The organism is Nostoc punctiforme PCC 73102 (assembly GCF_000020025.1).
GTDB lineage: Bacteria > Cyanobacteriota > Cyanobacteriia > Cyanobacteriales > Nostocaceae > Nostoc > Nostoc punctiforme.
On sequence record NC_010628.1, the window covers coordinates 6,766,551 to 6,781,678 of the forward strand.

Annotated in this window: 17 protein-coding genes; 9 read left to right on the forward strand and 8 right to left on the reverse strand. The window is 41.0% G+C overall.

Going from position 1 to position 15,128, the window contains the following annotated elements; translation table 11 throughout:
• Positions 1-4 precede the first annotated feature (4 nt).
• The 5 genes from NPUN_RS27710 (at position 5) to NPUN_RS27730 (ending at position 6,742) form a co-directional block, all read left to right on the forward strand.
• Positions 5-250 carry a hypothetical protein gene (locus NPUN_RS27710; protein ID WP_012411729.1) on the forward strand — a complete coding sequence of 82 codons (246 nt, stop codon included), beginning with the start codon at positions 5-7 and terminating at the stop codon, positions 248-250.
• Between the two features lie 51 nt (positions 251-301).
• Entirely contained in the window at positions 302-1,435 is a 1,134-nt protein-coding gene (locus NPUN_RS27715) for an ABC transporter ATP-binding protein (RefSeq protein ID WP_012411730.1), read from the forward strand.
• A 110-nt stretch (positions 1,436-1,545) separates the two neighbouring features.
• Entirely contained in the window at positions 1,546-2,325 is a 780-nt protein-coding gene (locus NPUN_RS27720; protein WP_012411731.1) for a superoxide dismutase, read from the forward strand.
• A 268-nt stretch (positions 2,326-2,593) separates the two neighbouring features.
• Complete coding sequence (locus NPUN_RS27725) at positions 2,594-5,404, forward strand: hybrid sensor histidine kinase/response regulator (protein WP_041565677.1); 2,811 nt, start codon at positions 2,594-2,596, stop codon at positions 5,402-5,404.
• Between the two features lie 18 nt (positions 5,405-5,422).
• Positions 5,423-6,742, forward strand: coding sequence for a hybrid sensor histidine kinase/response regulator (locus tag NPUN_RS27730; protein ID WP_012411733.1), 1,320 nt, complete (start codon positions 5,423-5,425; stop codon positions 6,740-6,742).
• A 69-nt stretch (positions 6,743-6,811) separates the two neighbouring features.
• Here the strand turns inward: NPUN_RS27730 and rsmG are convergent, their stop codons facing one another.
• Both rsmG and NPUN_RS27740 read right to left on the reverse strand, forming a co-directional pair.
• Positions 6,812-7,546, reverse strand: coding sequence for a 16S rRNA (guanine(527)-N(7))-methyltransferase RsmG (gene rsmG, locus NPUN_RS27735; RefSeq protein ID WP_012411734.1), 735 nt, complete (start codon positions 7,544-7,546; stop codon positions 6,812-6,814).
• Between the two features lie 77 nt (positions 7,547-7,623).
• Positions 7,624-8,298 (reverse strand): ABC transporter ATP-binding protein, encoded by a 675-nt coding sequence (locus NPUN_RS27740; RefSeq protein WP_012411735.1) that lies wholly within the window; start codon positions 8,296-8,298, stop codon positions 7,624-7,626.
• A gap of 467 nt (positions 8,299-8,765) precedes the next feature.
• Here NPUN_RS27740 and NPUN_RS27745 point away from each other — a divergent pair, with 467 nt between their 5' ends.
• From NPUN_RS27745 to NPUN_RS27755, 3 genes are all read left to right on the forward strand, one after another.
• Complete coding sequence (locus NPUN_RS27745) at positions 8,766-9,698, forward strand: Sll0314/Alr1548 family TPR repeat-containing protein (RefSeq protein ID WP_012411736.1); 933 nt, start codon at positions 8,766-8,768, stop codon at positions 9,696-9,698.
• Positions 9,699-9,789: 91 nt separating this feature from the next.
• Positions 9,790-10,242 (forward strand): DUF3531 family protein, encoded by a 453-nt coding sequence (locus NPUN_RS27750; RefSeq protein ID WP_012411737.1) that lies wholly within the window; start codon positions 9,790-9,792, stop codon positions 10,240-10,242.
• A gap of 8 nt (positions 10,243-10,250) precedes the next feature.
• The gene (locus tag NPUN_RS27755; RefSeq protein WP_012411738.1) at positions 10,251-10,682 is read left to right on the forward strand and encodes an NUDIX hydrolase; all 432 of its coding nucleotides are present in this window, start codon (positions 10,251-10,253) and stop codon (positions 10,680-10,682) included.
• 37 nt (positions 10,683-10,719) lie between these two features.
• Here NPUN_RS27755 and NPUN_RS27760 read toward each other — a convergent pair whose 3' ends face one another.
• The 5 genes from NPUN_RS27760 to NPUN_RS37920 all read right to left on the reverse strand — a co-directional run bounded on the left by NPUN_RS27760 (position 10,720) and on the right by NPUN_RS37920 (position 13,450).
• Positions 10,720-11,100: a type II toxin-antitoxin system HicB family antitoxin gene (locus tag NPUN_RS27760; RefSeq protein WP_012411739.1), complete on the reverse strand. Its 381-nt coding sequence runs from the start codon at positions 11,098-11,100 to the stop codon at positions 10,720-10,722.
• Positions 11,066-11,341: a type II toxin-antitoxin system HicA family toxin gene (locus tag NPUN_RS27765; RefSeq protein WP_012411740.1), complete on the reverse strand. Its 276-nt coding sequence runs from the start codon at positions 11,339-11,341 to the stop codon at positions 11,066-11,068. Before NPUN_RS27765 ends, NPUN_RS27760 begins: the two co-directional genes overlap by 35 nt.
• Positions 11,342-11,532: 191 nt before the next feature.
• A complete protein-coding gene (locus NPUN_RS27770) occupies positions 11,533-11,769 on the reverse strand; it encodes a ParE family toxin-like protein (RefSeq protein WP_234710991.1) in 237 nt (78 codons plus the stop codon).
• Positions 11,770-11,802: 33 nt separating this feature from the next.
• Positions 11,803-12,021 carry a hypothetical protein gene (locus NPUN_RS27775; RefSeq protein WP_012411741.1) on the reverse strand — a complete coding sequence of 73 codons (219 nt, stop codon included), beginning with the start codon at positions 12,019-12,021 and terminating at the stop codon, positions 11,803-11,805.
• A 193-nt stretch (positions 12,022-12,214) separates the two neighbouring features.
• A complete protein-coding gene (locus tag NPUN_RS37920; protein WP_083782442.1) occupies positions 12,215-13,450 on the reverse strand; it encodes a WD40 domain-containing protein in 1,236 nt (411 codons plus the stop codon).
• Here NPUN_RS37920 and NPUN_RS27785 point away from each other — a divergent pair.
• Entirely contained in the window at positions 13,428-14,738 is a 1,311-nt protein-coding gene (locus tag NPUN_RS27785; protein WP_012409221.1) for an IS701-like element ISNpu5 family transposase, read from the forward strand. The two genes, NPUN_RS37920 and NPUN_RS27785, sit on opposite strands and share 23 nt — an antisense overlap.
• Here NPUN_RS27785 and NPUN_RS39495 read toward each other — a convergent pair.
• Positions 14,637-15,125, reverse strand: coding sequence for a WD40 repeat domain-containing protein (locus NPUN_RS39495; protein ID WP_083782443.1), 489 nt, complete (start codon positions 15,123-15,125; stop codon positions 14,637-14,639). The genes NPUN_RS27785 and NPUN_RS39495 overlap by 102 nt on opposite strands.
• Positions 15,126-15,128 lie beyond the last annotated feature (3 nt).

A 15,128-nucleotide genomic window follows, 5' to 3' on the forward strand; every position in this document is an offset into this window, starting at 1 on the left:
AGAAATGGAAGACGATCTGCGATCGGAGTATGACTTAAAGAGTCTAAGGGTCAGAAAGTTCGGCCCGGAACGAAAAAGCTTTGGGAAGACAACAATTCGTTTAGAACCTGATGTTGCAGAGGTTTTTCCCAATGCCGATGCTGTGAATGAGGCTCTAAGATTTCTGATTAGAGTTGTGCAGGGCAATCAAGTTTCTGCACTTGCAAAGCAGCCTCACGATTCCTCGGAGGGGGCGGATAAAACCTCCTAGTAGTGAGTTGGAAGTGTCGCAGATCCCAAACTGAAAATATCAAATCAGATAATGGCAAATGTTCGTCTAGAAGATATTAAACGTAGATTTAATAATGTCACCGCGATCGAGGATATTACCTTTGAAATTCCTGATGGCGAGTTTTGGGTTTTAGTTGGCCCATCGGGTTGTGGTAAGTCTACAATTTTGCGAACGATCGCAGGTTTAGAAACCGCTACATCAGGCAAACTCTTTATTGGCGATCGCTTGGTGAATAATATCCCAGCCAGACAGCGAGATGTGGCGATGGTATTCCAAAACTACGCCCTCTATCCTCACATGAGCGTGGCCCAAAACATCGGCTTTGGCTTGCAGATGCGGAAGGTTGACCGAAAAATCATTCAAGAACGAGTGATGAATGTGGCGCGATCGCTTTCTCTGGATCACTTGCTGGATCGTAAACCCAAACAACTTTCTGGGGGACAGCAACAACGGGTAGCATTAGGGAGAGCGATCGCTCGTGAACCCCAAGTTTTTTTACTTGATGAACCTTTATCTAATTTAGATGCCCAATTGCGCGACGATACAAGGGCAGAATTGAAACAGTTACATCAAGAATTAGGCATTACCACAATTTACGTCACCCACGATCAAGTTGAAGCGATGACTTTGGCTGATAAAATAGTCGTGCTAAATCGCGGACGGATTCAACAAATCGGCGATCCCCAAACTATTTATGCAAGTCCTGCTAATCAAATGGTGGCAACTTTTTTAGGCAGCCCACCAATGAATATCTTGCCTGCAATCTATCACAATAACGGTTTTGATGTTAGTGGGCAGTTATTAACGATTCCAGCAGTTGTAAAAGAAAAATTACAGTTGCGTCAGGAACACAGTTATGATTTGGGGATTCGTCCAGAGCATATTTTTATTAACGAACGGCCCTCCGGGTTCACAGTCGCCTACAACGCTGGTTCACCAAATCGCCAAGAAGAAAATGAGAGTCAACTGATTGTAGAAGTTAAAGTAGTGGAACCTTTGGGAAGAGAAACTTTGATTCGTGCTGGTTTACCTGGTTCGGCGGTGGTGTTGAATATTCAGGTGGGAGCGGATGTGCGTCCGCGTCCAGGCGATCGCCTTTCTCTACAACTTGATTTAAATCACTTGTTTGTATTTGATCCCAAAACTGGCGACAGAATTTTATAAATAGTTTCTTAAACTGCCAGAAATAATCACAATTATCAATTTTTTGTAGCCAAAATCTAAGAAAATAAAAACTGCAATAGAGACTTAATTGATTAGCTGCAAAAAGTTATATGGCTATTAATCGACGCAATTTCTTGTTTTTACTTACAGCAGGTGCGGGTGCTTTTGCATTAGATGCTTGTGCATCGGCAGAGAAATCTCCAAATGGAAATACTGCAACTCCTGAAACAACACCAAATACAAGACTAAATAAAACATCAGATAAACCAGGTGCTATCCAACTACCGCCTTTAGCTTACGCTTACGAAGCACTTGAACCACACATCGATGCTAAAACGATGCAGTTTCACCATGATAAACACCACGCAACTTATGTTAAAAACTTGAATGCAGCGTTAGATAAACACCCAGAACTTAAAGGCAAAACTATTGAAGAACTGTTGCAGAAACTTGACAGTGTACCACAAGATATTCGCAGAACAGTACGCAATAATGGTGGTGGCCATGTGAACCACTCAATGTTCTGGGAAATTATGAAGCCAAAAGGTGGGGGAGAACCAACAGGAAATATAGCTTCCGCAATTAATCAAAGTTTTGGCAGTTTTGCAGCTTTCAAAAAACAGTTTAATGAAGCTGGTGCTAGTCGTTTTGGTAGTGGTTGGGTTTGGCTAGTGCGTAATAAAGGTGGCAAGTTAGAAGTGACAACTACAGCTAACCAAGATAGTCCCTTAAGTACAGGTAAATATCCCATTTTAGGTAATGACGTATGGGAACATGCATACTATCTAAATTACCAGAATCGTCGCGCCGATTATTTAGATGCTTGGTGGAACGTGGTTAATTGGGATGAGATTAACAAGCGGTTTGCAGCAGCAAATAAATTTGCCTGAGGCGAGACAACAATTTAGAGTTATAGGCACTTATAAAATGGCAACAGAATATGTTTCTGTTGCCATTTTTGTGATGTGAGTCTTGTTACCCAAAAGCAGATATAACGATTCGAAATTAAACTTCTCCTGATTCTCCGAACTTCTAACTCCCCAATAAGCAGGCGTATTGCACCTAACTGAGGATCGCTTTAATTATCAAGGTTAATTTGGGAATCTTATAAATAACTAATGATAATCGTCAGGATGTAAGGGGAGCCAATCTGAGGTGATGCCATCAAATAACAAGAATTCTCCTAACAAGGGGAATCTACCGCTACGCTTAGTGCTTGTGCTTCCTTTCGTTTTGCAAATCTTCGCCGCAGTAGGACTGACAGGCTATTTATCTCTTCGCAACGGACAACAAGCAGTGAATGATTTAGCCAGTCGATTGCAACGTGAAGTAAGCGATCGCATTGACCAGCATTTAGATAGTTACCTGAATACAGCTCGTCAGCTAGCTGAAATTAACGGAGATGCTATTGATTTAAAATTATTAGATACCCAAGATTTAGAGCAGCTAGGGCACTTTTTCTGGAAACAGATGCAGCTTTACAACGTCGGCTACATCAGCTTTGGCTCCAAAATTAGTGAATTTGCTTCTTCTGGAAAGTTTTTTGATGATGGTCGCATCACGGTTAGCGAAGTTTCGCAACGACGCAACGGCGATCGCGATGAACATCTCTACAATGCTGATGCTCAAGGTAATCGCGTCAGTTTAGCGATCGTCAACAAGAACTATAATTTTGCCAAAGAGTCTTGGTACGCTGATACAGTCAAAGCAGGCAAACCGATTTGGAGCAAAATTTATCAATGGGAAACTTCTCCTGAAACTTTGTCTGTTTCTGCCAATCGTCCGGTCTACGATCGAGACAAAAACCTGATTGGCGTGATTGGGATCGATCAGCGTCTTTCCCAGATCAGTAATTTTTTACGCTCTCTAAAAGCCAGTCCATCTGCCAAAACTTTTATTTTAGAAAGAAACGGGTTAATTGTAGCGAGTTCCAGCACTGAGCAACCCTACAAACTCATTAATGGTAAACCCAAGCGCTTACAAGCCTCAGACAGTTCTGATTTGCTAATTAGAGCCGCAACAACCCATTTAATTGAACATTTGGGTAACTTTAGTAACATCAAAGAAAATCAGCAACTAGACTTCATACTCAATCATGAGCGTCAGTTTGTCCAAGTGACACCTTGGCGGGATGAATGGGGTTTAGATTTACTGGTAGTTGTGGCGGTTCCAGAATCTGACTTTATGGGACAAATTAATGCCAACACGCACACGACAATTTTGTTGTGTTTGGGTGCATTAACATTAGCAACTATTTTAGGCGTCTACACCTCTCGCTGGATTGCTCGTCCGATTTTGCACTTGAGTCAAGCATCAGAATCCATTGCAGCAGGTGAGTTAAACCAACAGGTAGAAATACCGTCAGTAAATGAATTGGGTAGATTGGCGCAGTCCTTCAATCGCATGGCGCAGCAGTTACGGGACTCTTTCACCACTATTGAGCAAACCAATCAACAATTAGCCAAAACTAACGAAGAATTAGAAAGTCGGGTAGAAGAACGCACCCACGAGTTAAAGGAAGCGAAACTTACTGCCGATGCTGCCAATCATGCCAAGAGCGATTTTCTTGCAAACATGAGCCACGAACTGCGGACACCGCTCAACGGAATTTTAGGCTATGCCCAAATTCTTGCCCGGACTGCATCTGACGAAAAACAACAGCGTGGCATCGATATTATCTATCAATGTGGTTCGCATTTACTGACTTTAATTAACGATATTCTCGACTTATCTAAAATCGAAGCTGGCAAACTAGAATTACAGCTGGTTCCATTTTATCTACCTGCGTTTCTACAAAGTGTTGTGGAAATCTGCCGCATTAAAGCCGAACAAAAGAGTATTGAATTTATTTATCAGCCGCCGGAGAATTCAGCAATGGGTATTGTCGCTGATGAGAAGCGTCTGCGACAAGTTCTGATTAACTTGCTGGGAAATGCCATTAAGTTTACCGACAAAGGCAGTGTCACATTTAGGGTGGAAGTGCTTTTAGGAGATATAACTAATCTTCGCTTCTATATTCAGGATACAGGCATCGGCATGAGTCCCCAGCAATTAGAGAAAATCTTCCTCCCCTTTGAGCAAGTCGGGGATAGCAAACGCCAAAGTGAAGGAACGGGATTAGGACTTGCTATCAGCCAGCGATTTGTTGAGTTGATGGCTAGTAAAATCCAGGTTGAAAGCCAATTAGGGGTTGGTAGTAAGTTTTTCTTTAATATTGACTGTGCGATCGCAACTGATTGGGTACAAGCAAATTCCCTAACATCATCTGGCAGAATTATCGGATACGCTGGTGTTGGCAAAACCTCTGTGAAAGAGAATCGCAAAAAAATCCTGATTGTCGATGACCGTTGGGAAAATCGGTCAGTGATTGTCAATCTTTTGGAACCTCTTGGTTTTGAGGTTATCGAAGCCAGCAACGGACAAGAGGGTTTAGAAAAAATTACACGCGATCGCCCCGATACGATCATTTGTGATTTAGCCATGCCCGTAATGGATGGCTGGGAAATGCTCAAACAATTGCGTCAATCCGAAACTTTACGTGATGCCATTGTGATTGTCTCTTCTGCCAGCGTCTTTGAGAATGACCGCCAAAAGAGTTTGGATGCTGGTGGTAACGATTTCTTGGCAAAACCCGTGCAAGCAGATGAACTTTATGCTGTATTAGCCAAGCAATTACAACTAGATTGGATATATAAAGACACTAATATAAAATATCCAATCGATACAGCCGCGAGCACCAAAACCATTGTAATTCCAAGTAGTTCTGATTTAAAAGGTTTATTAGAACATGTCGAAACTGGGTACTTTAGAGGTATCCGAGAAGAATTGGATCGATTAGCTCAATTAGATGAGCAGTATCAACCCTTTATTAGAGAACTCAGGGAATTGGTTAAAGGCTTCAATATTCAGACAGTTCGTCATTTTCTTCAAGAGTCGATAAACCAATCTCAAGAATCAACAAAGATTTAGGTAGGAGATTGAAAACTGATGGCAAATGATGGAAAAGGTCAAACAATTCTGATTATTGACGATCATCCAACTAATATCGAAGTGCTATATGATGCACTTGACCAAGCAGGTTATAAAGTTCTAGTAGAAATGGATGGTTGGCATGGCATCGAGACGGTAAAAAGCTATCCCCCAGATTTAATTTTACTAGATGTAATGATGCCAGGAATTGATGGCTTTGAAACCTGCCGTCAATTAAAATCTCAACAGACTACCTGTGAGATTCCGATTATTTTTATGACTGCTCTTAATGATACAACCGATAAAGTCAAAGGTTTAGGGTTAGGAGCTGTTGATTATATTACAAAGCCATTTCAACAAGAAGAAGTACTTGCACGCATTGGGATTCACCTGAAACTGCGACGAGCAAATTTAGAATTAGCGCAACAAAAGGATATCTTGGAGCAACGGGTACAAGAACGCACCACAGAGCTTTCGCAAGCGCTAGATAATTTTAAAAATGCACAATTGCAATTAGTGCAAAGTGAAAAAATGGCAACCTTGGGTAACTTAGTTGCAGGAGTAGCACACGAAATTAACAACCCTCTTGGATTTCTCAAAGGCAGTATGAATAACACCGAAGAATATATCCAAGATTTATTCAACTATGTGCAATGCGTGCAGCAACATCATCCTCTGCTTGCACCTGATGTCACCAACCTTGCCGAGAAAATTGACTTAGAGTTTTTGTGCGAGGACTTACCAAAGCTACTAGATTCGATGAGGGTAGCGACAGAACGTATTACGGACATTAGCACTAGTCTTCGCACCTTTTCCAGAGCCGATACATGTGAAAAAGTTGCTTGCAACCTGCATGAAGGGATTGAAAGTACACTATTAATTTTGAAGTATCGCCTCAAAGCGTCCCAGAAACGCCCGACGATTGAGGTGATTACAGATTATGGGAAATTACCACCTGTTAAGTGCTTTTTAGGACAGTTAAATCAAGTATTTATGAACATCCTTGCCAATGCAATTGATGTATTAGATACAGAAAGCGTTGGGCGAACATTTGCTGAATTAGAAGCTAATTCTCAGCAAATTATAATTCGCACTGAAGTATCTAGCGACCAAAATACGGTAGTAATTCGGATCAAAGATAACGGGTCGGGAATGCCAGAGGATATTAAATTACGTATCTTTGACCACTTGTTTACCACTAAAGAGGTTGGCAAGGGAACAGGATTGGGATTAGCGATCGCTCGTCAAATTGTCGAAGAAACGCACAATGGTAAGTTAATCTGCAACTCCATTCTGGGTGAGGGCACAGAATTTATTATTAAGATTCCAGTGTCTTAATTGCTACTATTTCAATGACAGATACGAGGAAAAAGAAATTATTTTTCCCCACTATTCCCATCTTTCCTCTCAAAGAGGCTTTTGAGTAGGTACACCAATAGGACGGGGAAACTGAACTGGTGTGGTGGCTACCTTACGCAAATACACACAGTGCCGGATGCTGTGACTCAAGGGTGTTGTAAATTGTTCGATTGATTCAATAACGCCACCCAACAGCTTCACAGCATTCTGCAAAGCTGTTGTTTCATCCTTTGTCCAATTACCACGATAAATTATGGCTAAACCTCCCTGTTTGAGCAGTGGTAGAGTATATTCTGCACAAACAGAAACTGCCCCTACAGCACGGATCAGTGCAATATCATAAGCCATTCGATGCTGAGGATGCTGACCGATTTTCTCAGCTCTACCAACAATAGTTTTGGTATTAGTAAGGGCAAGTTCAGTTAATATATTGTCGAGAAAAGTAATTTTTTTCTGAGTGGAATCGAGAAGAGTAATTGTGCAATTAGGTACTGTCATTGCCACTGGAACACCTGGAAAACCTGCACCTGTACCAATATCGATGATAGTGGGAGAAGCCGGGGGTAAATTTCCTGATAATAGGGGTAGAATTCCTCGTAGAGAATCCCAGAGATGTTTTTCCCAAAACTCTTGGGGGTCAGTAATGCGAGTTAAATTTAGTTGACGATTACCTTCTAGGATTAACTCATAAAGCCTTTGGAATTGTTCTTGCTGTTGGACAGTTGGTTGCCAATTCAGAGTTTGCTGCCAGATTTCTGCCATCTCAGGCAATAAGTTTGTCATTTGTCATTTGTCATTTGTCATTTGTCATTTGGGATAGGGCATTGGGTATTCTTTTTTCTCCAGTCCCCAGTCCCCTTTCATACCGATGGTAGAGGTTCTTTGACTTTGGCTTCTAATGTCTTTGGGTCTACTGATTGTAGTTCGCCGTGGTTGAGTGTCCAGCAACGATCTGCGATCGCTAACAAATCCCCAGCATCGTGTGTTACTACCAATAGCGTCCAATCTTGTTTCAGCTTGGCTAATAAATTTACCAGTTGCCGACGCATTGACCAATCTAACCCAGCAGTGGGTTCATCCAATAACAGTAAATTTGGCTGGCGAATCAATTGCACTGCTAAAGCTAAACGCCTCTGTTGACCGCCACTCAAAGCATGGGGAGCAGCAGAAAGCGATAAATGCTCTAATCCCACCTCAGTTAGGGCCTGTCTAACTCGTTCTGACCCTAACTCAGGATGTCCTAAGCGCAATTCTTCTAAAATTGAACCACCGCAAAAGTGCCGTTCTGGAAACTGAAATACCAACCCAGCTAATTGTTGTAGCTGTTCGGCTATAAGTTCTTGTTCCCGCCAGAAGAGTGCGCCAGTAGTAGGTTCGGCTAGTCCTGACAAAATTTCTAGTAAAGTACTTTTTCCCGAACCACTGGGGCCAATAATCAGACCTAGCTGCTGGGGTGCTAATTCCAAGTTGATCGATTTAAGAATCGCTGTTGGACACGCTGTGGGGTGATAATTTACATTTCGGAGATAGAGCATTTGTTAAGATTACCAAAAAGTCAGCAAATTACTGATTAGCTACACTGAGAGTACCTGGAAAATTCTGGAAAAATTTATCATGCATTACCTGGATTAACAGCTTAATCTAGCAGCAAGAATCATCCAATTTTTCTCCATTGTGGCAGACTCACCCTGGAACAATAACTATGACGAGCCTGGAAACATGGAAAAATTACCAAAGTCAACCTTTATATAAAAAAATTTTGGTTGAGGCAGAGGCAAGTTAACACTCCGACTCCTTTCTCTACGAGAGGCTGCGCCCTAAGCGTAGCTATGCCGCAGGCTTTATGACTGCGCTACCTCGGCTCCTCCCTTCTCTACGAGAGGCTGCGCTCAGGACAGGCTCGGCACAAGTCAAGGCAAGTCGCTCAGTGTAAAAATTAATTATTTTTGCATTTTAAGTAACACATACAACTATTTCAACCGCAATTATTCTGAGGGTTAAAATGACTAAAAGGTTTTCTTCGCCTCAATTATTAGTGCCTACCAGACTCACTATCCTTGCTCAGACTGCTTTTGGTGCTGCAATCGCACTTAATTTGTGGGTAAATCCCTCCCTGGCTGGCGATCCGTTTCGCAATAGCGAACCTCATCAAATTGGCGACCAAACAGAAGCAGCTTTTAAAGCGATTTTCCAGCAGGGTAACTATCCAGCAGCAGAGCGTTATTTGGAACAAGCAATATCTAAAGAACCAAATGAACCTCTAGCTTATGCGATGAAGGCATCTTTGGCATACGGAAATAAGGATTGGGCTAAACTAGACACCTACAGTCAGAAAACTCTAGAAACCGGGCAAAAACTGATTCCTAACGATCCGTTGCGTGGTAATTTATACACTGCTGTTGGTCATTTTTTAGAGGGAGCAGTAATTCTCACCCGTGAGGGTACAGTCAACGGTGTACCGCAGGCTTTTAGTCGGCTGCGGCAAGTTTATGAATATTTAGATAAAGCCGAAGCAATTTCTGCCAACGATCCAGAACTGAATTTAATCAAGGGTTATATGGATTTATTGTTGGCGGTTAATTTGCCTTTTGCTAGTCCCGATCAGTCAATTGGACGCTTAGAAAAAAATGCTGCTCCTGGGTATCTCGTCGATCGGGGTATTGCTCTTGCTTACCGTGATTTAAAACGGTATCCACAAGCACTAGAGTATGTCAACCGGGCGCTCAAAACCACATCCGATAATCCAGAAATTTATTATCTTAAAGCCCAAATATTGAAAGAATTGGGGCAAAAAGAAAAAAGCCAGCAGATGATTCAGGAAGCGATCGCTAATTTTGACAAAGCATTAACTAAAAAATCCCAACTCCCAAGCGATTTAGTCAAACAAATTGAGAGTGAACGCAAGAATGCTGTTAGCCTTAAGAATCCTGGGTGATTGGGCATTGGAGATTAAGTTTTTTCCCAATTCCCTATGCTCCACTTTGATATGCTTATTTGCAGAACAGTAATTGAGATATTAGACCAAAATGGAGATTCAGTTCCGCGAGATTAATCCTTTTGATATGTGGATTTGGCTGAAATTCAGTACAAATCCTTCTGCACGTGAAAAACAGTATGTAGAAGAAGTTTTCAATTCCTGGTTTTATCTGGGTAAATTGGGCGCATTTAACGCAGAGAATCTTCAGGTGCAGGACACTGGACTCGATATCAGCTACATGAATTATGATGAGCAAGGGTATGATAAAAGCTTGCTAGCACTGATGCACAACATCGGTGAGTTTGAATATGAGGGTCAATGGGGGCGTTGTTGGTTTGATCTAGGAACCAGTGATGCGATCGCTCTGGATATTTTAATCAATGCCCTCACACAGCTAAGTCAGGAATATGTGACCATTGAACAATTGTACATCGGTGGCGAAAATCCAGATTGGCCTATTGAGGATAGTGAAAGTCGTCCTCAGTCTATTTACGATAATTAGTTACAAAAATGGGTAAAGCAGGCGAAATTCGGGTAATAGCATTGGGGCTAATTCGGGATGGCGAACGCATATTTGTTTCTGAAGGCTATGATCCCGTAAAGCAAGAAACATTTTATCGTGCTTTAGGCGGTGGTGTTGATTTTGGCGAAACTAGCCACGCCGCCTTAAAACGGGAGTTTCAAGAGGAAATTCAGGCGGAATTAACGAATATTAAATATCTAGGTTGTATAGAAAGCTTGTTTACATTTAATGGTAAGCAAGGTCATGAAATTGTTCAACTTTATCAATGTGACTTTGTTGATTCAAAATTTTATCAACTGGAAAGTCTAATTTTTTCAGAATCACAACATCATAAACATAAAGCGTTATGGATGGATATCTCTCGCTTCAAATCTGGTGAATTACGATTAGTACCTGAAGTGTTTTTTGAATATTTATAAAGAATATGGAAGTTTACTAAGATTGCTTTGCTGTTAATTAGGTCACTGCACTCAGCAAAGACACAATATATTGGTTAAGGCTAACGCCTTCTCGTTCAGAAGTCTCAGCTAAACGTCGATGTAAAGATTTCGGCATCCGTAGTAGCAGTTTACCGCTATAGCTATCATTACTACTTGGTAAAGGAATATCATCGCCAGCTTCATAAGCTGTTTCAATCCATAATTCTCGCGCTTCATTGAGATTTGCCACTGTCTCTTCAAGGGTTTCACCTTGAGTAAGACATCCAGGTAAATCTTTAATTTGAGCTACATATCCCCCCTCTGGGTCGGGGTAAAGTATTATGGAGTACTGAAGATTTAAATAATATTCTAAGGACGGCTTCTCAATCTGCTGGTTCTTCTGGTTCAGTGTCTTCATCAATCCACTCTTCTAAATTTAAAAGTTCAACTATTTGCTGTACATAGACTCCTTTAACTTTTTGTCCTCCTGTTTTGGGTACAGTGATGGTTTTACCTTGAGAGTCTCGGAAGCTATGATGGCTACCTTTAGACTTTTTCTCTTCAAAGCCAAAAGCTTCCAATAGATAGTAAACTTCCTGAGACCGCACTTCTGGAGGTTGTTTTAGGAACTGATCTACTAATTTTCTTAATTTGCTCATTGAGAGATGATACTATATATAGTATCAAAATTTTGAGATATAAAAAAGCGATCGCTTGTTGTATTAAAAAAAAGGGCGATCGCACCAATTAACTCCAATCTAGGTTAATTCTGCTTCAGATTTCGCTACCGTTCCCGCACAGTAAGCGCTCATCTTTGAATCAAAATGGGGTATGCGATCGCACTGTGTCGCTACATCTGAGAGAGCAACTTGTTATACTCTGCGTGTGAACCAAGCCAAAACCAAATAACAGTATCTCCATCTAACTGTCCAACCGCTCGATAATTTTTGCTAATCCGTGCTGAATAAATCGGTAGTTCTGGATGTACTTTTTTGAAGCGCAAACTTGGATAGCTCGGATCTTGTTTGAAGAGGCGGTATGCCTCACGCGTTTGCTCTTGAACTTGCTCAGGTAGATCAATCAGCAAACCCTTGACGAAACTGAGCGGTTATACGTGACTTCACAATTTATCTGGATCTAACTCTTGGGTTTTACCTGCACGGTATTCAGCCATTGCCTCGGCTGCAAGTTTGGCAAGCATATCTGGAGAACGGGCGAAAGCTTCATCCCAACGGCGTTCATCTTCTAGTTCTGCCAAAATCATCGCCGCGATCGCATCTTGTTCATTGGCAGGTAAATTTTTTAGTTTAGCGATCGCTTGTTCAAGTAGCTCAGTCATAGCTGTTAATCGTTACGAAAGTCATACTATAAATTATCTCTGCTTGCACTCTGTTGGGGTTGTTAAGGTGCGCGAGTAAAGACTGTCCCCAGTAAGTACGTACAGATTACCAATATGTTCATCTATATCTGACGAGTTCAACGGCTTTATATTGTCAGCCTGCGTAGATCACGTTGGTTAGTCGATAACAGAGCTATTTGTTGCGCCAATATCCTTCAACATGGGTTCCATCCTTACGACGATAACCTTGAACATAAACTTTTCCACTTGAGTTACTTGATGAATTACTGCCCCAGAAGTTAGTCGTAGTCCGTTGCTGGTTGGATGTACTGTTATCCCGATAATTATTAGTAGTTCGGTTTTGATTTACTTGTTTGGGTTTTTCCTCTTGCTGCCGCTGTTCTTGTCTTAGTTTCTCTGCTTGTAGTTGCTGCTCTCTGTTGAGACGTTCTTCTTTCTGTTTCTCTAATCTCAAACGTTGCTCTCGCAGGCGAAGTCTCTCTTTTGCACGTTGCTCTTTCTTGCGCTCTTCTTCTTGGCGTTTCCAGTCTCTCAATAATCGCTCCCAATCCTCCAAACCTAACTGAGGATTCTTGACTGGAGGCTGAGATGTTTCCCAACAAAAGCTATAAGCCTCAGTTTCAAAGTTAGCACCAACGGAACTAAACATAGACTCGTTTAGCTTTTCACTATTTCCTTGAACTTGTTGAAGAATAAAATTTGGCAAAGATGGAATAAGCTCAGGTTCAGACTGCTTTTTCCCAAAAAGTCCTTTAAAAAAACCGATTTTTGAAGGTTTAGGAATTGCGGTTTCGAGAACCCAAACTTTGACTGTCTTATCCCAGCTACTACTTACAAGTACCTGATTATTAAAACAAAAAGCGACTGAGCTAACTCCTGCTGAGTGAGCACAAAAAGAGGAATCTAGAGTACCTGTCGTCAGATTCCAAATCTTGACGTAGCCATCATCACCACCGCTTACGAGAAGCTGACCATTAGTACTGAAACCTAGACTACGCACACTACTTGAATGCCCCTGAATAGTGCATTTAGATAATCCAGTTTGCATATCCCACAGAATGATGTCCCCATCATCATCACTGCTTGCAAGAATTTTTCCATCAGGGCTAAATACAACTACACGTACATCTTTTGAATGGGTTGAAAATGAGAAAACCTCATCGTGTATGTTGGTTCTCCAAATCTTAACTTTCCGATCGCAACCACCACTCGCAATCAATGAGCCATCAGGACTCACAGAAACAGACTGCACGTAATTTGAATGTCCTCGAAGGGTTTGAATCTCCTTCCTTTCTTTCAAACTAAAAATTTTAACTGTATAGCCCTCTTGTGTCACTATCGCGGTAGTATAATAATGTACAAAGCCTAGAACCAAGACATAAAGCATGGTAGAGCCTCGTTCACCCATAAAAACCGTCAAGTTTGTGGATGAATATTGCTTATGGTATAAAAACCTGTTTTCAGATGTTAGGAATTTTGAAGCTTTCAAATATCTACATATAGGATGTATTTCCGATTTAAAACGGAAAAGTCTACCTGAAATAGCGAAAATTGTCGGGCTAGATAACTATCAAGGACTACATCATTTCTTAACTACACCATCATGGTCAGTAGAACAGTTAAGAGCTTTGCGATTACAACTAATTTTAGAGGTACTAAAAGGAAGACCAATCATTTTAATTATTGATGAAACAGGAGATAAAAAGAAAGGTAATACCACAGATTATGTGAAACGTCAGTACATAGGCAATTTAGGAAAAGTAGAGAATGGCGTTGTGGCAGTCACAGCTTACGGTATGTTCTGTGGAATGACATTTCCACTGCTGTTTGAAGTATACAAGCCACGAGAAAAATTAAAGCCAGGAGACAAATATCTTACTAAGCCTCAAATCGGGGCAATGCTAATACGCAAGCTACAGTTAATGGGATTCAAATTCAACTTGGTACTAGCAGATAGCTTATATGGTGAGAGTAGCACAAATTTTATACCCGTATTAGATGAATTAGATTTAAATTATCTAGTAGCAATTCGCTCAAACCATTCTGTAGCATTGCTTAAAGGTCAGTATACTCAATATTTAAACTGGCATAAGTTTAAAAGAGTATTCTCTGACTTAAGTAGTGAGAATCGGTTTATTAGAGAAATAATACATGGCAAACGTAGCAATCATAGGTATTGGCAAATTACTACAGACACTCTTAACTTACCTGGAAACTCTACCTGGTATGTAATGAGTAAATACCCAGACATTACACCAAGAGAAGTTGGGAATTTCTATGGCTTTAGGACATGGGTTGAGTATGGTTTAAAACAAAGTAAGAATCAGTTAGGTTGGGCAGATTATCGTTTTACTTGCTATGAAGATATTGAACGGTGGTGGGAGATTATTTGTAGCGCCTACTTAATGGTTAGTCTTCATTCAGAATCTCTGCGCCCTTATCCCCTAGATTCTCAATCAACATTTGCTTCACATCAGAGGTGGGATAATGGTAAAGGTTGGAAGAATATTCTCAATAATCTCCGTCTCATCCTTCAACCTTTTACCCTATTTAATTTAATTCAGCCTTGGCTTTCAGTTTTTCCTATTCCTCATTTATCTTTGGGATTTGCTAAACTCCAATCTGTTGTTTATTACCTTACCTATCCTACTTTTATATCCCTGACTGACCCTGATTTCTATTTTTCCTCTGCCTAAAGTGACACAACAGGGATAGTCATCACTTCCACTTACAACAAAATCATAAATTGGAACCACAGCAACTGCCGTTACTGGTTGAGAATGAGCATTAAAAGTTAATAATTCCTGAGATGTTCTTAAATCCCAAACTCTAATGGTGGCATCATCGCCACCGCTAATCAAACCATTTCCTTTGGGAGTAAAGCTAATAGAGCGAACAGATTTTGTATGTTCAAATGGATAGCTCAAAAGTTGACCATTATTGAGATCCCATAATCTAATTGTATTGTCATCGCTGCCACAACCAATAATTTGGCGGCTTGGATTTATGGATAGGGAGCGCACACCACCGAACCAACTAGAGTCACCATTGAATGTGTGTGCTGGATACCATGATTGATTCATCAG